We start from the raw sequence: 24837 nt of genomic DNA, 5'->3' as shown, positions 1-24837 counted from the left end.
ATGGATAAACCAATTGAAAAGAATCAGCACTACGAGCTAACTATTACAGATATGGGCTCAGAAGGAGAAGGGATTGGTAAAATCAATGACTTTACCGTTTTCATTCCTAGAGCGATTACTGGAGATGTAGTAGAAATACGTATTGTAAAAGTGAAAAAAAGCTTTGGCTATGGCAAATTAGTAAAGCTTATTACACCTTCACCTTTTAGGGTAGAACCTATTTGTGAAGTGGCAGAGACCTGTGGAGGCTGTCAGCTTCAACATCTGAGCTATGAGGCACAATTAGATTGGAAAACCAAAAAAGTAAAAGATTGCTTAAATCGTATTGGTGGTCTAAAAGACATAGAGGTATTACCAACCCTAGGAATGGACACCCCTTATCATTATCGTAATAAAGCCCAATATCCTATTCGTCAGATTAATGGCAAAGTACAAACGGGCTTTTTTGCTCCTCGTAGTCATCAGCTAATACCACTAGAAACTTGTTACATTCAAGATCCTAAAAAAGAAGCCATTATGAAAGCTGTAATAGCTTTTTTAGAAAAGTACAAGATTAGCATTTATGATGAAGAAAAGCATACAGGACTGGTACGCCATTTAATGATTAAAACAGGTTATCATACAGAGGAGATGATGGTGTGCTTAGTGATTAACGGACCCAAACTACCTCATGCAGATGAGTTTGTAAAAGCTATTAAAGCAGTAGCGCCTGTAACAAGTATTATACTTAACCAGCATTTAGAAAAAAGTAACACTATATTAGGCAATAGCTGTACAGTTTTAGATGGAGAGAATGCCATTATTGATTACATTGGAGATTTACAGTTTAAAATCTCACCTTTATCCTTCTTCCAAGTCAACCCTCAGCAAACAGAGGTACTATATACCAAAGCTTTAGAATATGCAGAGCTAACAGGCGATGAGATCGTTTGGGATGCCTACTGTGGGATAGGCTCTATCTCTTTATTTCTTGCACAAAAAGCAAAGAAAGTATATGGCGTAGAAATTATACCAGAAGCTATTGAAAATGCAAAAGAAAATGCAGCTCTCAATCATATTACCAATGCAGAATTCTATGTGGGAAAAGCAGAGGAAGTTATCCCACAAATGTATGAACAAGGCATTGTGGCAGATACTATAGTCGTAGATCCACCACGCAAAGGCTGCGATAGCAAATTATTAGAGACTTTAATCAAGATGTCACCTAATAAAATAGTATATGTTTCTTGTGATCCAGCTACTTTAGCAAGAGATTTAGCGTATCTTGTAGTAGAAGGGTATCAAGTAGAGAAGGTACAACCAGTTGATATGTTTCCGCAAACGACGCATGTCGAGAGTGTGGTTAAGATGTCAAGGATAGTGTCCCCCTAAAACAAACTCTTTCCCACTAATTTCTTCCACCAGAGCAAATGCAGGAAGAAAGAGCAGGAATAAGAAGTAAGGTTCAAGGGTAAAAAACCAGGGATCAAAGCAGGAATTAAAATAGGGTTAAGAGATTGAGGGACAAGGGTTTTAAAGAAAAATAAAGATAGAAGGATTGAGGGAAAAACATCCCTTAATCCTTTTTTCTTACCCCTTTTCCCTAATCACTTTCCTTTAAAATCAGCCATGACTTTGTTTTAATGAAAATAAAGTTGTTCCCGATTTTGTTAAATTTGAGAGAAAAAAATAGGTCAAAAATGAAGAAATCAGGCATGACTTTTTTTAGCGGGCAACGAAGGATTAAGGTTTGTGGGGGGTGAAGTGGGAAAGAGTTTTTTTAGCGGTACAATAAACCTTAGTAATATCAAGGCTTAGAACGTTTTTGTGTTCTAAGCCTTGATGTGTTTTTGGGTAGATTTAGAGCGGATATATGTTCCCAAATGAGTAGGGGGGCACAATTACGCGTAAGTAGGTAGTTTTGCGTAAAGGTTTAATTGTTATAATTTGAAGACCAAAATAACAAAACACTAACGTAGGACGGTGAGCTTATTCTTACTGTCCTTTCTGCATTTGCAGAAGAAGAAAGTAGAAGTGTGAGCGAAAACATCAGATGGCGTATTAGAAAGAAGTTTGAAAAAGGCGAGCTCATTATTAATACAAAGCGCTTCTTAGGCTATGACAAAGATGAATATGGGGACTTGGTTATTAATCAAAAAGAAGCTCAGATAGTAAGGCGTATTTACGAAGATTATCTAACTGGTAAAGGAAGCTTTATCATTGCAAAAGAATTAAATGCAGAAGGGATTCCAACAGTAACAGGGGCCAGATGGCATGATACTACTATTCTTGAAATATTGAAAAACGAGAAATACAAGGGTGATGCTTTGCTACAGAAATATTATAGACCAGATCATTTATGCAAGCAGAGTAGAAGAAACATCAATAAAAAAGAAAGCTTTTATGTAGGAGAAAATCATTCTCCTATTGTATCTACAGAGATGTGGGAGCAGGCCCAAGAAGAATTAAAAATGAGGCGTAGAAATAAAAAGGGAAATAGTAAAAAATATCCTTTATCAGGACTACTCATTTGCAGTAAGTGTGGCAGTAAACTACAACGCAGAGTTTGGAACAGTGGAAAGCCATGTAAAAAAGTCGTGTGGCAATGTAGTATTTATATTAAAAATGGAAAGGCTACCTGCTCTGGAACAGTTATAGATGAAAGTGTTTTAGAGGGACTTAATATAAAAGAAGAAACTATTGTGAGGGAGTGGATAAAAAATGGCCAGAAGCATTACACTTATACCAGTAGTACCAAAAAATGAAGTAACAGAAAGCAATGGGATAATCCATCCTATAAAAAAGAGAGTAGCTGCATACTGTAGAGTTTCTACAGACCAGGACCAACAATTAAATAGTTTTGAGGCACAAAGAATATATTTTAAAAATTTAATAAACAACAATGATGAGTGGAAAATAGTGGGAATCTATGCCGATGAAGGTATATCAGGAACCAATACAAAGAAGCGGAAATAATTTAATAAAATGATTGCAGACTGCAAAGAGCATAAGATAGACATGGTGGTCATAAAATCTATAAGCCGTTTCGCCAGAAATACCGTGGACTGCTTAAATAATATAAGACTGTTAAAAGATTTAGGTATTGGAATATTTTTTGAAAAAGAGAACATCAATACATTAGACTCAAATGGTGAGCTTCTGATAAATTTGATGTCTAGTATAGCGCAGGAAGAGAGCTTATCGATTAGCAAGGCATCTACCTGGGGTGTAAGAAGAAGGTTTGAACAAGGTAAAGTTACTATTAATGAGAAAAAGTTCTTAGGTTATGACAAAGATAACGAAGGTAATCTTATTATCAATAGTAAACAAGCAGTAATTGTAAAAAGGATTTATAAGGATTTCTTAGATGGCAAAGGTACAGCCCATATTACAAGAGAACTAGAAAAAGAGAAGGTTAAAAACTGGAATGGCACAAGTAAGTGGTACGAGAGCACCATCAAAAGCATCTTACAAAATGAGAAATACAAAGGGGATGCACTCTTGCAGAAGACTTACACAGTAGATTTCTTAACAAAGGAACGTGTAAAGAATACTGGTAAAGTCCCAAAGTATTATGTAGAAGAAAGCCACCCAGCTATCATAGAACCTGAAACTTGGGAAGCTGTTCAATTAGAGATAGAAAGGCGCAAAACTTTTGTATGGAGCATGGCATCAAGAATCTAGACACAAGAATACCCTTTGGTGGCAAAGTTATTTGTGGTATTTGTGGCTCTGTCTATAATAGGAGAACGTGGATGCAGCCCGAGGGTAAGGGTAAAAGGAAAGTTTAGATGTGCAGAAATAGATATAAGGTTAAAGGAGTAAAAGGTTGTGAGAGTAGACACATTAACGAGGAGATATTGAAGAAAGCCTTTGTTGAGGCATTTAATGAACTAGTTGCAAATAAGAAGTATTTCTTAGAAAAATGGAGAACTGCGTTAGAGGATAGTGATGCATTAAAACAATATAGGTTAAATGAGTTTATTGAGATATTAGATCATGGAGTAAAACAGGAACAATTCAATGAGAACCTAGGTCTTAGAATGCTGGAACAGATCAAAGTGATAGATGGCAAAGGAAAACTGCACATTTCACTATTAGATGATACTAACTTAGAGTACCAATATAAAGTATTAATGAACCAAAAGTAGATTTTCCTGTGCTTTAATAAAATAAAGTACCTCAAAATGTAATATATTGACGAATTAACAAGAACTATAATAATTGCAAAACAAAGTTTGTCAAAGTATAATATTATTAATATTAAAAATTATCAAACTTTTTTTGGAAACGTTTCTAAATTTCAGCTTATATCTATTACTCTATAAATACGCTGTTTAACAACTTGATTTGTGTCTACACTAATCTTTTAATAGCCTGTAACTTACATAAAGGCATAGATTGCAATCTAAATATTTTTTATAACCTATAATATACCCTGGGACATAATTACTATTTTGTACAATATATTTATTAAAATCTAAGAAGGATTAATGGAGAAATAATATGAAAAATAGACTACTCCCTCAAGAAGTGATTGTTAATAATAAAAAACTTATACTTGATAAGGTGTATAACGTAAATGTAAATATAGAAGGTTATTTTATATTAGATTTAAATAGACAGTTTGAACATCCAGATTTGGAATGTATTCCAGCAATATATCTAGAATGTAACGATAAGTACCAAAGGTATCAAATATTTAAATATAATGTTGTTTTAGGAAAGAGGGAAGACCTAATTGATTAATTTATATTTTAAAACAAAATATAAAGTAGTACATATTACTAATGAGATAGGTAATTATGTGATAGGAGGCATGGGAACATATATTAACGAATTATATAAACATAGAGATGGTGAAACGGGTTTTATCCATATACATAATAATGCTTATACCGATATTGATATAGGGAGTTTCCCTGGATTCTATGACATTTTATCCATGACATATGATGAAGGTTATAAAATAGAGGATTTAGAGTGTGATATAGTTGTTATTCATTTCTATGAATTAGCATTTTGCGTTACAGAAAAAATAATTTCTAGTAAAAAAGTCGTGTATGTGATTCATTCAGTACCATTACCCGAACCACCACCTAAAGATGATCCGTTTGGTGGAAATCTAAACATAAAACAGAATTTTGAATATATGTGTGAAAATGCACATCAGTTAATTTGTGTTTCTTATGCAGAAAGAAATAGATTACTTAATATTTATCCACAATATGATCGCAAAACAAAAGTAATACATAATGGAATTACTTTAGCTTTTGAAGAAATAAAAAATAAACGAACCGCTCATAAAAAGAAGATATTTGGATATATTGGCAGAATGGATTATAGAAAAGGAATTTTAGAATGTATAAAGGCATTTAAGGATATAGATGGTGAACTAAGAATTGCATGTGCTAATAATGACCCTTATTATTTTAGTACACTACTTCAATATATTGAAGCAGCAAATATGAATGATAAAGTAAGATTTATGGGATGGTGCATGGGGGCAAGAAAAGATAGTTTCTTAAATTCATTAGATGCACTTATTATTCCATCATTGTATGAACCGTTTGGCTATGTGGTTGTGGAAGGTATGAAATGGGGAATACCTATTATATCTAGTAGAAATGGAGGTATCAGTGAAATTATTCAGGACTATAAATATCAATATGATGCATATGAACAGGATGAATTAATTGATATTATAAAGTTATTTCAAAAAGATAGTGATGAATATATTAACAAGGAAGTTACATACTTAGAAGTACAATTGCAAAATTTTACAGTAGAAAAAATGATTGAGAAGTATGTAGAAACGTGGAGAGAATTATTAGAATCATAGTTAATAATGTTGAATATCTTTGCTTTTAAGATAGACGATAGGAGATTAAGATGGCACTTTTTGTTTGTAAAGATATAAAGGATATTAAGATTCAAGAAATTTACATAATAGGGTCATTGAATGGTTGCCAACATAATAAGGATAGATTACTTAAAGTGGGAGATACCTGGTGCATCAACTTGCATTTACCTGATGGGATATATTTTTATAAGTATGTTGTAAACCAATATATTAAGTTAAATGATCCGACAAGTGAAAAATATGCATTGGATGAACAGAATGAAATGTGGTCAATTGTAAGAATTAGAGATAATCAAATAAGTAATCCTGTGTTAAAAGATACTATGCATATTCAGAAATATATAATTACAAATAGATTATGGCATGATATTAGCGAGAATTTTACACAAAAAGTTATCAATTTAAAGACTGATAGAAAAGTATGCCTAGGGATTAAGTTACAAATGCAAGTAGGTTTACATCAAATAACAGTACTATGGTATGAACCTAGTATGAGTCTGTATCATATAAGCGAGCATACTTTTTATGGGGAAACGCACAGAAAAGAGGAATTTCAAACTAAATGGTTTTGTTTAGACTTGAGTCAAAAACAGCGGGAGTATCCTGAGGGCGTATGGATAATAAGGGTATTTATTAACGGCTATTATAAACTGCAAGATTACTTTAGATTATCACATGAGCCATCGTTTAAAGTACGTTGATTTTTAAATATAAGGGGATGAAAAACATGAGTGCTTGTTCATACGTAGAAGGGAACAATATATATGAAAATAAGAATGGGGTAATATATAAAAATGGTACAGCAGTTAAGAATGAAGATTATAAATATATTCCTAAAGAAATTGGTGGTACTAGAAATAATGAAGGGAACGGAAACTACATAGCAAATACAGATAGTTACACAAGTAGCTATACACCTAGTACAAGTACTACTTCAAGTAGCACTAATATTCCTCCAAGTAGCACTAGTACCAATGACTTAAAAAATAGTACGCCTGACATATATATTGAAGGTAATAATGTATATGAAAATAAAAATGGTGAAGTTTATAAGAATGGTAAAATTGTAACAAAAGATGATTTAAAATATATACCCTCAGAAATTGGAGGTACTAGAAATACATCTGGAAACGGGTATTCCTTATCAACAAATGATTCACAAGATATAAAGAAAGTATATACCGAAGGAAATAATATTTACGAAAATGTTAATGGGAAAATATATAAAAATGGTAGTTTAGTAGAGCAAGGAAATATGGGGTATATACCAAAAGAAATTGGGGGGAATAGACAATCAGATGGAAATGGTGAATTTGTAAATACTTCAGAATTTGATATAAACAGAGATAAGAAAATCTATATCGAAGGAACTAATGTTTATGAAAACGTTAATGGGAAAATATATAAAAATGGTAATCTAGTAGAACAAGAAAATATGGGATATATACCAAAGGAAATCGGTGGAAATAGACTTAATGATGGGAATGGGCAGTTTGTTGAAAGTTCTAACTTCGATGTTATCAATGGTAAAAAAATTTATGTAGAAGGAAATAATATTTACGAAAATGTTAATGGGAAAATATATAAAAATGGTAGTTTAGTAGAGCAAGGAAATATGGGGTATATACCAAAAGAAATTGGGGGGAATAGACAATCAAATGGAAATGGTGAATTTGTAAATGCTTCAGAATTTGATATAAACAGAGATAAGAAAATCTATATCGAAGGAACTAATGTTTATGAAAACGTTAATGGGAAAATATATAAAAATGGTAATCTAGTAGAACAAGAAAATATGGGATATATACCAAAGGAAATCGGTGGAAATAGACTTAATGATGGGAATGGGCAGTTTGTTGAAAGTTCTAACTTCGATGTTATCAATGGTAAAAAAATTTATGTAGAAGGAAATAATATTTACGAAAATGTTAATGGGAAAATATATAAAAATGGTAGTTTAGTAGAGCAAGGAAATATGGGGTATATACCAAAAGAAATTGGGGGGAATAGACAATCAAATGGAAATGGTGAATTTGTAAATGCTTCAGAATTTGATATAAACAGAGATAAGAAAATCTATATCGAAGGAACTAATGTTTATGAAAACGTTAATGGGAAAATATATAAAAATGGTAATCTAGTAGAACAAGAAAATATGGGATATATACCAAAGGAAATCGGTGGAAATAGACTTAATGATGGGAATGGGCAGTTTGTTGAAAGTTCTAACTTCGATATAAATAGAGATATACATACATATACTGAAGGAAATAATACATATGATAACATATTAGGGAAATTGTATAAAAATGGAGAAGCAGTCCTTCAAGAAAACTATAAATACATTCCTAAAGAAATAGGAGGTACAAGAGAGACTTCAACAGAGGGACAATATGTAATAATTGTACGTGGACAAAGTGATCGTGGTACACGTTATTATTATGATAATAATACAATACAGTCTCTTGTTATACAAGGTATTGATGTACGAGATGAAAAATACAATCCTATAACTCAAATTAGTAGTAGTAACTCACCATGGATTCAGTATACTTCCAGTACTACAATAAAAAGTACATCCGGTGGTGGATATATTCAAAGTAATAGTATGCCCATAAGTAGCAGTACACCTATAAGTAGCAGTACACCTATAAGCAGTAGTACACCTATAAGCAGCAGTACACCTATAAGCAGTAGTACACCTATAAGCAGTAGCACACCTATAAGCAGTAGTACACCTATAAGTAGCCGTACACCTATAAGCAGTAGTACACCTATAAGTAGCAGTACGCCCCATATTAATAGTAGTGAATTAAAATCATATGTTTACATAGAGGGAGATAATTTCTATCAGAATATAGATGGTAAGATTATCAAGAATGGGAAAATTGTATCCAGTGATGACTACAAATATATTCCTAAAGAAATCGGTGGTACGAGGCAAGTAAATGGAAATGGTGTTTTTAAACCAGTATCAGATGTCAGTATACCGAATAGTACCCCTACTGATAAAGAGGAAAATAAAAAACAAGAAAATATAATCATATCGGATTCTAGAGAACTGTTAAGTCTGGGAATGGGTAGGAATATCGCAGCTAATGAGAAAGTAACTGATGTAAGTGGAGATATACGTAATCTTCAATTAGCATTAGAAGAATTGGGGTATTTAAATACCAACGGATACTATGGATATTTTGGAAACCTTACGTTAGAAGCAGTAAATAAGTATAAGAAGGATCATAACCTGGGTAATGAAGGGATAAATAATGGAAAAGTAGGAATAAGTACTTTAGAAAGCATAGAAAGAGAGATAGCAAACAAACAAAAAGGAAGTTATAATGAAGTAAAGGATACAAGAAGTCTATTACATATAGGTATGGGGTTTAATACTCCAGGAGAAGGAATTAATATAGTTAAGATAGAAGAAAGAAAACGCATAGAGGAACTTCAAATTGCATTAGAAGAGTTAGGGTACTTAGATACACATAGAACTTATGGATACTTTGGAGAAAAGACTCTCGCAGCAGTAAATCAATTTAAAAAAGACCATCATATAGATAATACAGGTAGTAATGAGGGGATGGTAGGACAAACTACACTAGCGGTTATAGATAAAGAACTTAAATCTAAAGGTATCGAACTAAAACTTTCAGCTAATAATGTAAAAGAAGACACAAATACACAAAAAGATACTAGTTCAGATATTTCTCATTTGCCCAAAGAAGTACAGGAAGCAATAAAAGGATATGATAATAAAGGAGAAAGTATAGGGCCTAAAGATCCTAATATGACATATGTTGAAATAACCTTATCAAATACAGAAAGAAGCTATTTGGAAAAAAGTCTAAATCAATTAATCAAAGGAAACTATACAGATGATGTAACATTGTTAGGAACAGGTGGACAAATGGCACTGGGGTTATTTGGATTAGATGCACCAGCAGATGTTAGAGACCTTTTAGCAGATATAGATCAATGGGAATGGTCTTGGGGACATGTGGGGCAAACTGTGTTAGATGGAATAGGGATAGTTCCAGTATTAGGAGTAGTAAAGAACGGGGATGAAGTGTTTCAATTAATAAAGACTGGAAAAAAAGGCTCAGAAAAACTTGCATTAGTAAGTGAAGCTGCTGTAAAATACTCAGATGAGGTAGCAGCATCAGAAAAGGCTGCTGTTAAAAATGCAGTTAATAAGATAGATGATGGTGTAAATGGAGTGGTTAAGTCTAGTAGGAATTTAATTGATAATATGGATGAAATTGCAGGTGATATTAGGAATATTAATAAGAAATATTCAAATGGAAATGAAGCGTATAACTCAATAGAAAGCATATTAAATTCTGCCTCCTACTATGATGAGCCATATGAACAAATAGCAGCGGTTACAAAGGGTGTTGCAAGTCATGCTTTTGAGAATGGAAATAAAAGAACGGCTTTAGATACAATGAATATGTTATTAGATGATTTAGGAGTTACGACTTCATTGTCTGATAATCAAAAATGGGATTTGATTAATTCAATAGCAACAGGAGGTGTAAAAGATGTTTCAGAAATTGCAGAAATACTTAGCGGAAAGTAATATTAAATTGTTTTTAAAATATGATGGTGAACGAGATAAAAATCAGTACTCTATCGTATTTATTACAAAAAACAATGTACAAGATATAGTAAGTATTGATACAGAGGAGCCTTTAAAAACGCTTTTTAGTATATTAAATGAAAAAAAAATAGAGATTGATAATAATGAGATAAATGTGTTGATAGAAAAATTTTATAGTATGAACCGACAGTGTATTGATCATTTCGGGAAAAGTGTGATATTTGTTTTTACTATAGAGACTGAGGAAACTATGCAGTTTTATATATCTATAACTAAGGAACGAGAGAATTGGAAATTTACTAGCTGCTGGATGAGTGAGGTAGAACAATATATTAAAAACAGAGGAGAAGAGAATATTTTCAATATAGCGAAAGTTATATTACAGGAAAATAGAGATGCCTTTGAGGAGTTAGCAAAATGATAAAATTTGATATACAACAATTAATAAAATTGCACAGTTTACTAATTCAAGAAACTGGGGGAGTTGAGGGAATTAGTAATATAAATTTGTTAGATTCGGCTATTAATAGTCCATTTCAAACAATTTATGGAAAAGAAGCATATGTTACTACTGAACAAAAAATCGCACGCATAACGTGGGGAATTGTTGCTAATCATAGTTTTAGTGATGGAAATAAAAGGATGGGTGTTTTAATCATGCTTCTATTATTAAAACTTAATGATATAGCTATAAAGTATGAACAAAAAGAGTTAATTCAAGTAGGGATTGAATTAGCAAGTGGAAGTATGAAATACAATGAGTTATTAGTGTGGATAGAAACTCATAAAATTATTTAGGTAAAGTATAGTATAGTTTATCAACCTGGTACACCAATCAAGTTTTAATGAAGGTTTTGGGTTCAACCTAAGGGTTTATGATGAATTTCAAGACGTAGAGACCCTTTTTGCAAAAATGGTAAATTGATACTTTTCAAATTCTTGTTTTTTTAAAAGGGGTGTCCCATAATCATTTAGTGAGTACAATAAACAATTTCTAAGTCAAAGATGAGCTGATAATATAAGTGTTAATCAAACTATTCCTAATAATTTGAATGAGTTTCTTCCTATTTATTAGGGGGTATCTCAACGAACCCCGGGGGTGCACTCTCCTATTTATACCAAATAGTTTCCTCACTTTGTCCAAAGGCACGTTGAGACTGTAGTGAAGCTTAACAAATAAAACCTAGATATATCAAGGCTTAGAGCGATTATACGCTTTAAGCCTTTGTGTGTTTTAGGGCAGGTGGTGCTTGTGGGAACATATCTTTAGGGGAGGTGTACAAACTATTTAGCAGTCGTGGATGAAATGAAATTTCAGAGGTAATTGTTCAACCATGGGGTGGTAAAACTTGTTCCGTTACTACTATTGACGGAAGTATTCTTACCTTCTTTGAGTAACTGCATATTATGAGCTAACTATATAAATCAGCGTACTATAAAGCTGACAGAAGGCATAGTAAAAAAGATACTCACCAATTCACCTGAGCATCATTATGGTATAAAAGTGATGTTTGAGAGTGGTATTATAGGTAGCGTAAAAAAGATAAAGGCTTAGAAGCAGATTTTGATTTGCTTTTAAGTCTATTTTCTTAGCAAAATGAATGATTTAATGATGATGTTAATAAAGTGTATGCAAATATTAACTTGGACATAATAAATGTAAAAACGAGAATACAGTCTTTTTAAGGGCCAACACGAAAATACTTTTTATAAAAAATCTCCAACCAGAAATCTGATTGGAGATAAAATATTATAATTATTGTAGTTCAATAAGTGAAAGAATACTTTCGATTCTTTTTAACCAATGGCTTTCGTGTAAAGATCATTTGCTTTATTCCAGTCAACCACAAGGAACCAATTGTCAATATAATCAGCTCTCTTATTTTGATACTTTAAGTAATAAGCATGTTCCCATACATCCATTGCTAATACAGGGCTTAGCCCATCTGCTAGAACTGTATCTTGATTGGGTGTAGATACAACTGTAAGCTCTTTATTAGCATCTACGGCTAACCAAGCCCAACCAGAACCAAAACGTCCAAGTCCTGCTGCTTTAAAGTTAGCTTTAAATTCATCCAAAGAGCCAAACTTCTTAACAATTGCATCTTTAAGCTTGCCTGTTGGCTCACTTTTTTCAGCTGTCATACCTGCAAAGTATAAATTATGGTTATAGACACCGCCACCATTGTTACGAACTGCATTTTTAATGGAATCTGGTAACTTATTTACTTTAGTGACAAGCTCTTCTAAGGACCAAGATTGATGGTCTTTACTACCTTCTAGTACTTTGTTTAAATTATCTACATAAGTTTGAACATGGCGACCATGATGAATTTGAACAGTAAGTGCATCCACATAAGGTTCCAATGCGTCATATTCATATGGTAATGCTTCTAATTGAAATGGATAAGTTTTATTCATAATTAAATCCTCCTAACGATTTTAGTTATATATTTTATTTTGATTCATGATAATAGAGAGTTTGCTAAGCGTACTTTCTATCAATATGTTTGTTTATTATTTAGTTATCTCTAACTAGTCTTATTATAACATTTACAAATACAAATAACAACAATTTTAATAATAATTATTATTTGAAAAATATTATCAAATATTTAAAAGAAAGTTTAACGTATAGGAGAAAGGTAAAAAGCAACGATTTTGCAAGTATTATCATTGAAATATAATAAGAAGTACATTTTTAATACGACATAGTACTTGGGTTTAACTGAATATAGAAGGAGAATCTTGGGGTAAGAGGAAACTGTACCTATTTTTAGAAAAGCTACACAAATAGTGAAAAGGACCAACAGTTAATTGAAAATTCTTGAATTATGATATAGAATCGGATTAGAAGCGAAAGTAATCGTCATATATGCTATATATTAAAATCTCATTTTAGGTGCTTAAGAGAAACTGATGTAAAAGAGTCGATTCAATATATTTAACTTTTTAAAGAATCTATTTAAGGGAGGAGGGGTATAAAAATGAATTTAGAAAAAGCAATACTCATAGCAGGGACTGCTCATCAAGGGCAAGTAGATAAAGCTGGGGCACCATACATATTGCACCCTCTTAGAGTAATGTTTTCTTGTAAAACACAAGAAGAGCAAATATGTGGTGTCCTTCATGATGTTATTGAAGATACTTATGTGACACTTGATGATTTAAGAAAAGAGGGCTTTTCGGAAACTATTATAACTGCTATAGATGCTCTTACTAAACGATCTGGTGAAACCTATGAAGAGTTTATTAATCGTATCCTTCTAAGTCCTATAGCTTGCCAAGTAAAGCTTGCTGATTTAAGAGATAATATGGATTTAACAAGATTATCACAGGCTAACAAAGCAGACTATGCTAGAGTTAAGAAGTATCAGTCAGCCATGGATAAGATAAAGGGTTTTCTAGAAGTTCATTCATGATAGGGGATAGCTATGAAAAAACAAAGAATCAAATACTTAATTACATTCACAATACTATTGTGTATTGAAATTTTAATCGCAATCTGTGTACACGATACATTTATCAGACCATATGTTGGAGATCTATTGGTTGTTGTTGTGCTGTACTGCATAGTAAGAGTAATTATTCCAGACAAGTATAGACTAATGCCTTTTTGGATATTTGTTTTTGCAGCATTTATTGAGTGCTTGCAATACTTGAAATGGGTTGAGAGACTTGGTATAGAAAATAATGCATTTTTACGCATACTTATGGGAGCCACATTTGACTGGAAAGATATTGTGTGTTATGGGATTGGCTGCATTTTATTAGGTATATATGAGTGGTTGATTCAAAAAGGAATAGTAAGACTACGGGTGAAGGATTAGAGATGTGATGAATAATTTATACAGAGAGTGGAAATATAAAACTCATTAGCATAGTTCTTGATAGGAATAGAAAGGAATCAAAAGTATATGTCAATGAATAAACAAGTTCCACATGATAAATGTATAGATAATACACTAGCACTTTTACAAGAAGGTTATCTATTCATCCAAAATAGAGTTAATCGTTATCAGTGTCATTTATTTGAAACACGCCTACTTGGGAAAAAGGTCATATGCATGAGTGGTAAAGAAGCATCAAAGCTGTTTTATAATACAGACCTTTTTAAGCGCAAAGGTGCATTACCCAAGAGAGTACAAAAAACACTGTTTGGAGTTAATGCCATTCAAACAATGGATGATGAGAGGCATATCCATAGAAAAATGTTTTTTATGTCACTTCTAGATCAAGAATATCAAAAACAGTTGACAGAAATAACCAAGAAAAGGTGGCAAGCTGCTATTAACACCTGGGAAATTACCCAGCAGATTGTACTCTTTAATAAGGTAAACAATATTTTATGCCAATCAGTATGTGAGTGGGCTGGTGTACCATTACAAGCGTCTGAAGTAAAAAATCGAGCAAAGGATTTTAGCACAATGGTCAATACTTTAGCGTCAATAGGACCAATGTACTGGAAAGGAAAAAGAGCAAGGACTAGAACCGAAAAGTGGATAAGAGGTATGATAGCAGATACTAGATCTGGTAAATTAAATGTTGAAAAAAGTTCAGTGCTATATAAGCTATCCTTTTATGAAGAGTTGGATGGTAAACCACTGAATACTCAAATGGCTGCAATAGAACTTATTAATATACTACGTCCAATTGTTGCTATTTCAAGATATATTACTTTCACAGCTTTAGCATTATACGAAAACGAGGAGTATATGGAAAAATTACGATTAGGTAATGAGAATACCCGTGAAATGTTTATACAGGAAGTGAGACGTTACTATCCATTTGCCCCTTTTCTAGGTGCCATAGTAAGGAAAAATTTTATATGGCATGGGTGTAAGTTTAAACAGGGGAGGTTAGTTCTCATTGATATTTATGGCACAAACCATGATCCACGTATTTGGGTAAATCCGTATGAATTTAGACCAGAACGTTTTAAAGAGAAAAAGAATAGCTTATTTGATTTTATACCTCAAGGTGGAGGAGATCCCTCAAAAGGACATAGATGTCCAGGAGAAGGTGTTACTATAGAGCTGATGAAAGTCGGTTTAGATTTTCTGATAAATCAGATTGAATTTAAAATTCCAGCTCAAGATTTAAGCTATAGTCTTACTAAGATTCCAGCATTACCTGCAAGCGGATTTATCATGAGCAATATTAGAGTAAAACTTTAGGATACAAGTAATGAATGGTAATAAACATACTCAGACAATCCAAGTATATATTTGATGCTTTTTAGTGATATCTATTCAATCAATGTGAGAGATGATATTATATAGTTAACGAACGTAAAATTTATAGGAGGAGTGATAGGTATGAAAAAGCTATTAAATTATGGTAATGAGTTTGTAAAACAATCTGATTGGAGAGACTTAGCGCTTATTAAACTTTGCTTATGCGCTATAGGGATGATGTGGGGAATGGCACTTCCTAAAAAGGCACATAAGCCAGCAGCATTTATTATTGTCTCAGTGTTTGTATGTACCTATATTCCACTAGTGTTAAAATTATTTAGGATTATAAATAAAGACATTAATAAAAAGAAGTCATAGTATTTAATATAAAGTGATGCTAGAATAAAGGGTTTATTGTAAAAATATTGGAGGGTTTTATGAAAGAAAGTCTAAATGAGGTAGATGTATACTTGAGGCAACTAGAAGGTAGCCCTAAAGAGTGGGAAGAAATTTTTATCGATTACATGCGCAAAAATTATCCTGATTTAGAAGAAGTTATGTCCTTTCAAATGCCGACTTATAAACTAGGTAGTGGTAAAGAACGAAACTACATCTCTTTCGGAGTTGCTAAGAACCATTTTTCACTACACTCAATGGATTTTGAATATATAACTCAAATGAAAGAAAAACTAAGCAAACCTGGTAGAGGGAAGGGCTGTGTAAATGTTCCTTTTGATAAACCTTGTGAAAGAGAAATATTATTTAAAGCTATAGATGACATTATTGAGAGAAAAATCACTTGTGTCTATGGAAAATGAAGGATTTTCAGGCAATGAAATTTTATAATAAATTTCATTGCCTGAAAATCCTTTTTACATTTCTAGGGATGATACTGTTTAATACAATATGCTTGAGAGATTCAATGACAGATGACATTTCTAAAGAGAAGGGAACAGGAATAACTAAGGGTGTATTTTAAAATATTGAATATTAAAATAATTAACAGTATAATTTTACTATGCAATATAATTATTAGAGTAAAAGTATAAAGGTGATTTTAAATCAATGAATAGCACCTCTACAAATAAACTATCAAGAATGGAGCTGGGTGGATGAAAGATTATTTTCAAGAGTTTGTTGAAATTAATGGAATTAAACAATATTTTTTACATTATCCTGCTAAGGGAAAACCTGTTATTTTATTTTTACATGGAGGCCCAGGGATGAGTGAAGCTGCATTTGGATATAAACTAAAAGAAATGTTTAAAGACACATGCACTCTTGTTTTTTACGATCAGCGTGGGACGGGAAGAACATTACAGAATAATCTTAAAGCGCATCCAACACTTAATTTTTTACTTGAAGATTTACATGATACTATTAAACACTTACAAACTCGTTACCTCACAAAAAAGGTAATCATTCTAGGACATTCATGGGGAACAGTACTCGGCTCAATATATGCCTTACAGCATCCAGAAAATGTATCGGTGTATATAGGTGTGGGGCAAGTGGGAGATATGCGATTAACAGAAAAGTTATCCTTTTTAGCGCTGAAAAGCAAAGCGATGAGTCAAAATAGCTCAAAGGACTTAAAAAAACTGCAAGCCATAACTAACTATCCACCCAAACAATGGGATTCTAAATCCTATAAAATTTATAACAAGCTTTCAAAACTAAAAGACAAATACGGTTTATCTATGTCTGTGAAGGTACCGTTAGTCAAAATAGTAAGAAAGAGTCCCATTCAATTTAGAAATCGTGATTTTATAGCAATGCTAAAGGGAACAAAACTCAGCGAATCATTAATGTTGGATGTACTTAATAGTTTTCAAATAGAAACCTACGGAATTGAATATAAGATGCCTGTATACTATATTTTTGGAAGTGATGATTATATTACGCCCAAACAAGCATTTTCTGATTACTTTGAGAAGATAATAGCACCTACAAAGAAGATTGTTCTAATTGAAAACGCTGGACATTATACGATGTTTGAACAACCCGAAGCTTTTGCTAAAGCTGTTATCCCTTTCCTTAATGAGTGTGCTTTAGTGTAAAGGTTATCTCATAATGGAGACTTCATTTATGAATTTCACGTGCCTGAGAACGAGCATTTTTGGTAGGAGACAATCTTAGCATTCTCTAATAATATAATTTTAGGATAGTATTTGAGATAGTATTACGGACAAATAGGAGGAAGATGATGAGTAGTATTAATAGATACAATGTAAATGAAGAATATGCCTATTCAGGGATAGTAGAAGCTGGAGACTTCGTTTTTCTAAGTTTTTGTGTGGGTAATGTAGGGGCCTCTATTGAAAATCAGATTAATGGAGCATTGGATGATATGGAGAATCGTTTGGCAAAACTGAATTTGACATTACAAAGTGTTGTTAAGGTAGATGTTCTTTTAAAAGACGCATGGAATATTCCGGTTATGGAGAAGGTGTTTAAGGAACGTTTTAAAGGTACATACCCTGCCAGAAAAACAATACAAACGGAGTTCGCTCATATAGGAGGACCAGATGGGCTTCATGTACAGATTGATGCGATTGCCTATAAAAAATGATTTGGATGAGCAGAACATACCAATTAACATTAAAAATGTATAAAGATTATTTGAGAAAATAATGTCAAAGAAACGAAGAGTTCATTGAAATGTTTTATACTATGGTATAAAATCAGGTTAGAAGTGAAATCGTCGGAAAAATATCCTTTATTGGAGAAAATCGATGAATTTAAAAGAAGTATGGAAACACTTTAAATTTTATTTGCTCACAAATAGGAGGTGAAAACTTTGAACGATATAACAAAAGTTTTAGTTGGCATTTTTATTCCACTACTTGGTACTACCATGGGCGCGGCTATGGTATTTTTTATGAAAGGTGAAATGAAGCTGCAAATACAAAAAGCTCTTCTGGGCTTTGCATCAGGCGTTATGATTGCAGCATCAGTCTGGTCACTATTAATACCTGCAATTGATATGGCAGAGGCAAATGGGAACATTGCATGGATTCCAGCTGCAGTTGGTTTTCTGATTGGTATTGGTTTCTTACTTTTATTAGATACCATTATTCCTCATCTTCATCTTGACTCTGATTCGCCAGAAGGTAGACCTAGCAAACTTGGAAAATCTTTTATGTTGGTGTTGGCTGTGACTTTACATAATATTCCAGAAGGAATGGCAGTCGGTGTAGTGTTAGCAGGCATGCTTAGTGGATCTGATATTATTTCTGTTGCAGGTGCATTTGCACTGGCAATTGGTATTGCTATTCAAAACTTTCCGGAGGGTGCCATTATATCCATGCCATTAGTTAGTAGCGGCTTATCAAAAAAGAAGGCTTTCAAATATGGTTTTCTTTCTGGCATCGTAGAGCCTGTCGGGGCAGTGGTGACGATTCTTCTTACGTCACTGGTTACACCAATTCTTCCATATATACTTTCATTTGCAGCAGGTGCAATGATTTATGTTGTAGTAGAAGAGCTCATTCCGGAAGCACAAGCTGGAGAACATAGTAATATAGGTACCATTGGTGTTGCATTTGGATTTGCCTTAATGATGATACTTGATGTTGCTTTAGGATAAGGTTTGTAGTTTTAAAAGGGGACTTTTGGGCTAATTTGTTGTAGTATAAAATCGACTTAGAAGTCAAAGTATTCAGAGAAAGGAAAATGTATAATGCATTTTTATGCTTGATTATACATGGAAATAGTATGAATAGAATGCCGACATTATTTATTGGACATGGTTCTCCAATGAATGCAATAGAAGAAAATCAGTTTATTGAGGAATGGAAAGCTCTTAAAAATAAAATGCCAAAACCAGAAGCAATACTGTCTGTGTCTGCACATTGGTTTACAGACGGTACTAGAGTTATGACATCTGAGACTGCAAAAACAATTTACGACATGTATGGTTTTCCGGAGGCACTTTATAGAATAGTTTATAATGCCAAAGGTGCGCCGCATTTTGCCAAGGAAGCAAAAGCTTTGATTAGTCGGGAGGTTGTTACAGATAATTCTTGGGGATATGATCATGGAACATGGTCTGTCCTTCACAGAATTTATCCAGAAGCAGATATTCCTGTATTTCAGCTTAGCGTGGATAGAAATGCATCGACGAAGCAACATTATCGTATGGGACAAGAACTTTATCAACTTCGTGAACAAGGTGTATTAATATTCGGAAGTGGAAATGTTGTTCATAATCTGGCGAGAATCAATTGGAACATGGAGAATGAGGGTTACTCTTGGGCCGAAGAATTTGATCATTATATTTGGGATAATATCTTGGCGAGAAAGGATGAAAACGTTATAGATTATCAAAAAGCAGGAAGTTCTGCTGCTCTAGCTTTTACCACTATGGAGCATTATGCACCACTGCTGTATGTATTAGGAGCATCAAACGATCAGGATAAGATGACTGTTTTTAACAAAGCTTGCGTAATGGGTTCTCTTTCTATGACGAGTTATTTATTTGAATAAATATTTTTATATCGGGTTTAATTGAATATATTAATGATAGGCTCCTAATTATAACATGTTAGGAGCTTTTGTTGTTTTTATGGATATACAGAATTATAATGAATCAACATATTTAGCATCATTTGCTAAGTATGTTTAAATAAAAAGGAGAACATAAGGAGGAAATTTTATGAGTAAGAAGCAAAAATCTAAAAGGCGTTTGATTGCTAGGTTAAGTGTTGTATTTCTATTTTTGTTTATGATTTTTGAGTCCTCAGCCCCATCTGCTTATGCTACATCAACGACAACTACAACCAAAATAATGCCACTAGGTGATTCGATTACAGACTGTGACTTTTGGAGAACATTACTTTTCAATAAGCTGACAAGTAATGGGTATGATGTTAAATCAGTTGGAACGCAGTATGGTAACCATGAAGGCCATAGTGGTATGTGTGTTACTAATTTAGCAGCTACAGATCAACTCAGTACATGGCTTAATGCGGCAAATCCTGATATTGTTATGATGCACTTTGGAACAAATGATTGCTGGGGTAATACAGGAACAACTAAAATACTGGATGCCTATACTAAACTTGTTACACAGATGAGAAAGAACAATCCCAATATGATTATTGTAGTAGCACAAATTATACCAATGCATCCAAATGACACATTAGATTATAAGTCTATTATTTTAGATCTTAATACATCAATGGTAGGTTGGGCTAATAACTTATCAACAAGTGAATCGCCAATCATATTATGCGATCAATATACTGGATTTAGCACAGATATAGATACATATGATGGTGTTCATCCAAATGCTTCCGGTGGTCAGAAAATGTGTGATAGATGGTATGAGACTTTAAGTACAATATTAACAGGAGAACCAACGCCAACACCAGAACCAACGCCAACACCAACACCAGAACCAACGCCAACACCAACACCAGAACCAACGCCAACACCAGAACCAGAACCAACACCAGAACCAACACCAACACCAACAGATAATGTCTTAAAATTGGATACGGTTGTTAGTGCCTGGAATACTGGTTATACAATGACAGTTAATATTACAAACACATCCAATACAAATGCAAATAACTGGAAACTAACAGTAAATAAAGCTGATTTTGATATAAGTAACATATGGTGTGCACAAATCATTGAGTCAGGAGATTACTTAATCATAACACCTATGTCATGGAATATGGCAATTAGTGCTGGTAGTACTGTAAGTTTTGGATTCCAAGGTGTTGGGAAACCACCAGTTGACTTTTCTTATACACTTGAATAGTAAGGTCAAAAGAGAGGACTATCGGATAGGCTGAGTTTTATAAAAGCTCAACCACTGAAGTCCTTTTTGTAATAAATAGAATGTACTTTGTTCTAGTACATATAAATAATATTAAAAAAAATGACAACATATGTTGCTACTTTTAGCATAGGTTCAATTAAATATTACACAGGAGATGCTCTTAAATGTAACATGTTAGGAGCTTTTGTTGTAATGATTGGTAAATAAAAACCATAATAAAAATAAATACCAAGAATTTCAAAGGGGGCAATAGTATGAAGAAAAATGGTTTACGAGGTTTAGTCCTAGCACTAGTTATGTTTGTAATGATTACAAGCAGTAGTATTATTTTTGCTGCTACTGATGTGAATCACCCAGGTTTTAGAGTAGAGGGCAGGTTTCTTTATGATAGCCAGGGTGAAAAAACGATTCTTTATGGCATTAATAAGATGGTTGTATGGATGGATAAAGATGGACAACCATCCTTTTCTGAAATTGCTAAAACGGGTGCTAATTGTGTGAGAATCGTATGGACAACGAAAGACGGTACAGCAGAAGAATTAGATACTGCCATTAGGAACTGTCGTGCAGAGCATATGATTCCTATGGTAGAACTTCATGATGCTACTGGTGACTTTAGTAAGCTAACAAGCTTAGTAGATTGGTGGGTTGATCCTGATACTGTAAATGTCATTAAGAAGCATGAAGAATACCTTCTAATTAATATTGGTAACGAAGTTGGTGATGCAAATGTTTCTGATACAACATTTACAAATGGATATATTGAAGCTGTTACTAGAATGAGAGCAGCAGGTATTCATGTTCCGTTGATTATAGATGCTTCGACTTGGGGACAAGATATTAATAAACTTCAAGCATGTGGCCCAGACATTTTAGCCGCCGACCCAGATTCAAACTTAATGTTTTCAGCACATTTATGGTGGCCTTATATGTATGGTCATTCTGATCAAAAAGTAATTGATGAACTTACAGAATCTGCAAATATGGGACTTCCACTTGTTATAGGTGAGTTTGCTAATCAATGGGAACAAACGACGCAGGGGCAAATTCCTTATAAAACAATTATGGAATATTGCGCTAAGCTTGAAATCGGTTATTTAATTTGGTCATGGGGGCCTGGTAATAATCCACAGACATTCCTTGATATGACCACTGATGGTACATTTGATACAATGCAAGACTGGGCAAAAGAAATGGTTTTTGAGAATCAGTATGCCCTTGCAAATCTTGCTGAAAAACCAGCTTCTATGCTAACGAGCCTCCCAGCAGGAATGCCTAATGAACCACTACCTAGTGGTAATCTAGCTCAAGGAAAAACTGTAACCTATTCTACAAAAGAAAGTAGTGCTTTTGAAGGGGATTGTATTACAGATGGTGACCTAAGTACACGCTGGGCATCTGATGCAAATTCTCAAACAGATTGGGTATGCATCGATTTAGGAGAAACAAAAGAGATTAATGAAGTACTTATCAAATGGGAAAATGCTTATGCAACACAATACCAAATTCAAGTTTCTAACGATGCAAATACTTGGACCGATGTTTATAGAACATATAATGGAAAAGGTGGTAGTGAAGATATCTCCATTTCAGCTTCTGGACGTTATATAAGAATTTACTGTACGCAAAAGTATGGCTATACCTGGGGGTACTCTATTTATGAAGTTGGTATTTACGGGCCAGAATCCAAAGAAGCTGCTTCTGTTTCTCCAACAGTTGCAGTGTTTGATAAGAATGTAACAAATCAAGAGGATTTAGTGTTTACATTAGATTCAAAAGCCAACATATTGGTTTCAGTTAAAAATGGCAGTGCTATTTTAAATAGAGGTTCTGATTATGTGATTTCTGGAGAGATATTAACCATTACAAAAGAGTATCTTGCAAACCTTGAAAAAGGTACAATCCAATTAACATTAGTTTATGATAGTGGCGTAAATCCTGTTATGAATATTGCGATTGGAGATACATCACCTATTTCTTCTTTAAGTCCAAGTAGAGTAGAATTCAATAAGAAAAATGGTGCAGATAAAGATATTACCATTACATTGAACAATAGCAATAATACGTTGTTTGGTATTTTTAATGGCACTCAATCTTTAGTAGAAGGTATAGATTATAGTGTAAATGGTAAAACGGTTATCATTTCTAAATCATATTTAGCGACACTAGCACTTGGTACGACAAATCTTAAATTTAACTTTGAAAAAGGAACAGATTTAAGTTTAATGGTTGTTGTTACCGATTCATCTGATAGCTCAGTACTAGTGGCTACAACTGCTGCATTTGAAAAAGCAGCACAAGCTGATATAAATGCAACCATGATATTAAATGGTAATACGTTAGCATCTATTTTAAATGGTGAAGTAGCATTAGTAGAAGGTACTGATTATACAGTTAATGATAGTACCGCAATCATTTCTAAGGATTATCTTAAGACATTATCTATAGGTCAAACAACATTAACATTTGTTTTTAGTGCAGGTGCAAATGCTACATTAACTGTTACAGTTACCAATACAGTGCCTGACTCTGCTATTACACCTACTTTAGGAGAATTCGATATAGCAGTACCTAAAGATATGATGATTGAATTAATGCTTAATGGAAATACATTTGAAAAAATAACAAATGGTAGCTACACGTTAGTTAAAGGTGTGGATTATACAATTAATGAGACAACCATTACTTTAAGTAAAAATTATCTGGCAACTTTAAAAACGGGTACATCATTACTTACTTTTGTATTCAGTGGTGGTTCTAGCCAAAAGCTCTCTATAAAAGTTCAAGATACCTCAACTGTTCCTCCTACAACAAGTCTACAAGTTACATTCAGCAATAGCAATTTGAGTGAAAAAACCAACTCCTTAATGCCAAGATTCAAAGTTACAAACACAGGGGCTGAAGCAATTGATTTATCCGATGTAAGGTTACGTTATTACTTTACAACAGATGGCAATCAAGAAAATTTCTTCTGGTGTGACTGGTCTCAAGTTGGAAATTCCAATGTTAAAGGAACATTTGTAAAAATGGACAATCCAACAGAAGTAGCAGATTGCTACTTAGAAATTAGCTTTTTAGAAGCGGCTGGAAGTATTATGCCAAATACAACCATCGATTTACAATGTAGATTTGCAAAGTCAGATTGGACTAATTACAATCAAGCAAATGACTATTCTTTCAATAATAATGGTTTTGATTATAAGACCTGGGATAAAATTACACTTTATTATAACGATAGCTTAATTTCTGGTATAGAGCCATAAAAAAAGGACTTTCGAGACAGTTTGAAGTTTAATAATAAATTTCAACGCTCGAGGGTCTTTTTTATAATGGATGTAAGGTCTGAACTTTTACTCCGAAATATGATATTGCTTAAATAATTGATTTATTAGAACACTGCGTTGTCTATTACATTAATGCTAGCTGG

The 24837-nt window shown here is 33.2% G+C and carries 23 protein-coding genes and 1 pseudogene; 23 read left to right on the top strand and 1 reads right to left on the bottom strand.

Going from position 1 to position 24837, the window contains the following annotated elements; all coding sequences use genetic code 11:
- The 12 genes and pseudogenes from rlmD (at position 1) to QTL86_RS07920 (ending at position 11997) form a co-directional block, all read left to right on the top strand.
- Positions 1-1371, top strand: coding sequence for a 23S rRNA (uracil(1939)-C(5))-methyltransferase RlmD (gene rlmD / locus QTL86_RS07975; protein ID WP_410496931.1), 1371 nt, complete (start codon positions 1-3; stop codon positions 1369-1371).
- Positions 1372-2015: 644 nt separating this feature from the next.
- Positions 2016-2744, top strand: coding sequence for a recombinase family protein (locus QTL86_RS07970; RefSeq protein WP_243118588.1), 729 nt, complete (start codon positions 2016-2018; stop codon positions 2742-2744).
- Positions 2701-3174, top strand: a pseudogene (locus QTL86_RS07965) (recombinase family protein); the annotation flags it as partial. The gene QTL86_RS07970 and the pseudogene QTL86_RS07965, both read left to right, overlap by 44 nt.
- Positions 3151-3663, top strand: coding sequence for a recombinase family protein (locus QTL86_RS07960; RefSeq protein WP_334295403.1), 513 nt, complete (start codon positions 3151-3153; stop codon positions 3661-3663). The pseudogene QTL86_RS07965 and the gene QTL86_RS07960, both read left to right, overlap by 24 nt.
- Positions 3664-3770: 107 nt before the next feature.
- Positions 3771-4130 (top strand): hypothetical protein, encoded by a 360-nt coding sequence (locus QTL86_RS07955; RefSeq protein ID WP_330547537.1) that lies wholly within the window; start codon positions 3771-3773, stop codon positions 4128-4130.
- Between the two features lie 355 nt (positions 4131-4485).
- Entirely contained in the window at positions 4486-4728 is a 243-nt protein-coding gene (locus QTL86_RS07950) for a hypothetical protein (protein WP_127066466.1), read from the top strand.
- Positions 4721-5821 (top strand): glycosyltransferase family 4 protein, encoded by a 1101-nt coding sequence (locus QTL86_RS07945; protein WP_410496930.1) that lies wholly within the window; start codon positions 4721-4723, stop codon positions 5819-5821. The genes QTL86_RS07950 and QTL86_RS07945 overlap by 8 nt, the downstream gene beginning before the upstream one ends.
- Before the next feature lie 50 nt (positions 5822-5871).
- Positions 5872-6543, top strand: coding sequence for a hypothetical protein (locus QTL86_RS07940; RefSeq protein WP_410496929.1), 672 nt, complete (start codon positions 5872-5874; stop codon positions 6541-6543).
- Between the two features lie 26 nt (positions 6544-6569).
- Positions 6570-10421, top strand: coding sequence for a type II toxin-antitoxin system death-on-curing family toxin (locus QTL86_RS07935; protein WP_410496928.1), 3852 nt, complete (start codon positions 6570-6572; stop codon positions 10419-10421).
- Complete coding sequence (locus QTL86_RS07930; RefSeq protein WP_127066470.1) at positions 10384-10863, top strand: hypothetical protein; 480 nt, start codon at positions 10384-10386, stop codon at positions 10861-10863. Before QTL86_RS07935 ends, QTL86_RS07930 begins: the two co-directional genes overlap by 38 nt.
- Complete coding sequence (locus tag QTL86_RS07925; RefSeq protein ID WP_127066471.1) at positions 10860-11240, top strand: type II toxin-antitoxin system death-on-curing family toxin; 381 nt, start codon at positions 10860-10862, stop codon at positions 11238-11240. Before QTL86_RS07930 ends, QTL86_RS07925 begins: the two co-directional genes overlap by 4 nt.
- 622 nt (positions 11241-11862) lie before the next feature.
- Entirely contained in the window at positions 11863-11997 is a 135-nt protein-coding gene (locus QTL86_RS07920; protein ID WP_127068056.1) for a YwbE family protein, read from the top strand.
- Positions 11998-12239: 242 nt separating this feature from the next.
- On the opposite strand, the gene QTL86_RS07915 is transcribed toward QTL86_RS07920, so the two are convergent.
- Positions 12240-12863: a superoxide dismutase gene (locus QTL86_RS07915; protein WP_127066472.1), complete on the bottom strand. Its 624-nt coding sequence runs from the start codon at positions 12861-12863 to the stop codon at positions 12240-12242.
- A 566-nt stretch (positions 12864-13429) separates the two neighbouring features.
- On the opposite strand from QTL86_RS07915, the gene QTL86_RS07910 reads away from it, so the two are divergent.
- From QTL86_RS07910 to QTL86_RS07860, 11 genes are all read left to right on the top strand, one after another.
- On the top strand, positions 13430-13864 hold the full coding sequence (locus tag QTL86_RS07910) for a GTP pyrophosphokinase (protein WP_127066473.1): 435 nt from the start codon (positions 13430-13432) through the stop codon (positions 13862-13864).
- 12 nt (positions 13865-13876) lie between these two features.
- Positions 13877-14272 carry a DUF2809 domain-containing protein gene (locus tag QTL86_RS07905; RefSeq protein WP_127066474.1) on the top strand — a complete coding sequence of 132 codons (396 nt, stop codon included), beginning with the start codon at positions 13877-13879 and terminating at the stop codon, positions 14270-14272.
- A gap of 93 nt (positions 14273-14365) precedes the next feature.
- The gene (locus QTL86_RS07900; protein ID WP_190283585.1) at positions 14366-15619 is read left to right on the top strand and encodes a cytochrome P450; all 1254 of its coding nucleotides are present in this window, start codon (positions 14366-14368) and stop codon (positions 15617-15619) included.
- Positions 15620-15760: 141 nt separating this feature from the next.
- Positions 15761-15997, top strand: coding sequence for a hypothetical protein (locus tag QTL86_RS07895; RefSeq protein WP_127066476.1), 237 nt, complete (start codon positions 15761-15763; stop codon positions 15995-15997).
- 59 nt (positions 15998-16056) lie between these two features.
- Entirely contained in the window at positions 16057-16437 is a 381-nt protein-coding gene (locus tag QTL86_RS07890) for an iron chaperone (RefSeq protein WP_127066477.1), read from the top strand.
- Positions 16438-16731: 294 nt separating this feature from the next.
- Positions 16732-17679, top strand: a complete 948-nt coding sequence (locus QTL86_RS07885) for an alpha/beta fold hydrolase (protein ID WP_127066478.1) — start codon at positions 16732-16734, stop codon at positions 17677-17679.
- Between the two features lie 146 nt (positions 17680-17825).
- Positions 17826-18191, top strand: a complete 366-nt coding sequence (locus tag QTL86_RS07880) for a RidA family protein (protein ID WP_013656975.1) — start codon at positions 17826-17828, stop codon at positions 18189-18191.
- Between the two features lie 285 nt (positions 18192-18476).
- Positions 18477-19208, top strand: a complete 732-nt coding sequence (locus tag QTL86_RS07875) for a ZIP family metal transporter (protein WP_410497300.1) — start codon at positions 18477-18479, stop codon at positions 19206-19208.
- A 128-nt stretch (positions 19209-19336) separates the two neighbouring features.
- Positions 19337-20107, top strand: coding sequence for a 4,5-DOPA dioxygenase extradiol (gene ygiD, locus QTL86_RS07870; protein ID WP_410496927.1), 771 nt, complete (start codon positions 19337-19339; stop codon positions 20105-20107).
- Between the two features lie 169 nt (positions 20108-20276).
- Positions 20277-21389 carry a GDSL-type esterase/lipase family protein gene (locus tag QTL86_RS07865; RefSeq protein WP_410496926.1) on the top strand — a complete coding sequence of 371 codons (1113 nt, stop codon included), beginning with the start codon at positions 20277-20279 and terminating at the stop codon, positions 21387-21389.
- 275 nt (positions 21390-21664) lie between these two features.
- Positions 21665-24673 (top strand): X2-like carbohydrate binding domain-containing protein, encoded by a 3009-nt coding sequence (locus QTL86_RS07860; protein WP_410496925.1) that lies wholly within the window; start codon positions 21665-21667, stop codon positions 24671-24673.
- Positions 24674-24837: the final 164 nt, after the last annotated feature.

Source organism: Cellulosilyticum sp. ST5 (assembly GCF_046529625.1).
In the GTDB taxonomy this organism is placed as follows: Bacteria; Bacillota; Clostridia; order Lachnospirales; family Cellulosilyticaceae; genus Cellulosilyticum; species Cellulosilyticum lentocellum.
The sequence above is the reverse complement of the archived record's forward strand: the minus strand, read 5'-3'. Positions and strand labels throughout refer to the sequence as shown.

Excerpts from the sequence above, each read along its gene's own strand:
- rlmD (WP_410496931.1), top strand. The coding sequence starts at position 1 with ATGGATAAACCAATTGAAAAGAATCAGCACTACGAGCTAACTATTACA.
- QTL86_RS07960 (WP_334295403.1), top strand. The coding sequence starts at position 3,151 with ATGTCTAGTATAGCGCAGGAAGAGAGCTTATCGATTAGCAAGGCATCT.
- QTL86_RS07955 (WP_330547537.1), top strand. The coding sequence starts at position 3,771 with ATGTGCAGAAATAGATATAAGGTTAAAGGAGTAAAAGGTTGTGAGAGT.
- QTL86_RS07950 (WP_127066466.1), top strand. The coding sequence starts at position 4,486 with ATGAAAAATAGACTACTCCCTCAAGAAGTGATTGTTAATAATAAAAAA.
- QTL86_RS07940 (WP_410496929.1), top strand. The coding sequence starts at position 5,872 with ATGGCACTTTTTGTTTGTAAAGATATAAAGGATATTAAGATTCAAGAA.
- QTL86_RS07935 (WP_410496928.1), top strand. The coding sequence starts at position 6,570 with ATGAGTGCTTGTTCATACGTAGAAGGGAACAATATATATGAAAATAAG.
- QTL86_RS07930 (WP_127066470.1), top strand. The coding sequence starts at position 10,384 with ATGTTTCAGAAATTGCAGAAATACTTAGCGGAAAGTAATATTAAATTG.
- QTL86_RS07925 (WP_127066471.1), top strand. The coding sequence starts at position 10,860 with ATGATAAAATTTGATATACAACAATTAATAAAATTGCACAGTTTACTA.
- QTL86_RS07915 (WP_127066472.1), bottom strand. The coding sequence starts at position 12,863 with ATGAATAAAACTTATCCATTTCAATTAGAAGCATTACCATATGAATAT.
- QTL86_RS07910 (WP_127066473.1), top strand. The coding sequence starts at position 13,430 with ATGAATTTAGAAAAAGCAATACTCATAGCAGGGACTGCTCATCAAGGG.
- QTL86_RS07905 (WP_127066474.1), top strand. The coding sequence starts at position 13,877 with ATGAAAAAACAAAGAATCAAATACTTAATTACATTCACAATACTATTG.
- QTL86_RS07900 (WP_190283585.1), top strand. The coding sequence starts at position 14,366 with ATGAATAAACAAGTTCCACATGATAAATGTATAGATAATACACTAGCA.
- QTL86_RS07895 (WP_127066476.1), top strand. The coding sequence starts at position 15,761 with ATGAAAAAGCTATTAAATTATGGTAATGAGTTTGTAAAACAATCTGAT.
- QTL86_RS07890 (WP_127066477.1), top strand. The coding sequence starts at position 16,057 with ATGAAAGAAAGTCTAAATGAGGTAGATGTATACTTGAGGCAACTAGAA.
- QTL86_RS07885 (WP_127066478.1), top strand. The coding sequence starts at position 16,732 with ATGAAAGATTATTTTCAAGAGTTTGTTGAAATTAATGGAATTAAACAA.
- QTL86_RS07880 (WP_013656975.1), top strand. The coding sequence starts at position 17,826 with ATGAGTAGTATTAATAGATACAATGTAAATGAAGAATATGCCTATTCA.
- QTL86_RS07875 (WP_410497300.1), top strand. The coding sequence starts at position 18,477 with ATGGGCGCGGCTATGGTATTTTTTATGAAAGGTGAAATGAAGCTGCAA.
- ygiD (WP_410496927.1), top strand. The coding sequence starts at position 19,337 with ATGAATAGAATGCCGACATTATTTATTGGACATGGTTCTCCAATGAAT.
- QTL86_RS07865 (WP_410496926.1), top strand. The coding sequence starts at position 20,277 with ATGAGTAAGAAGCAAAAATCTAAAAGGCGTTTGATTGCTAGGTTAAGT.
- QTL86_RS07860 (WP_410496925.1), top strand. The coding sequence starts at position 21,665 with ATGAAGAAAAATGGTTTACGAGGTTTAGTCCTAGCACTAGTTATGTTT.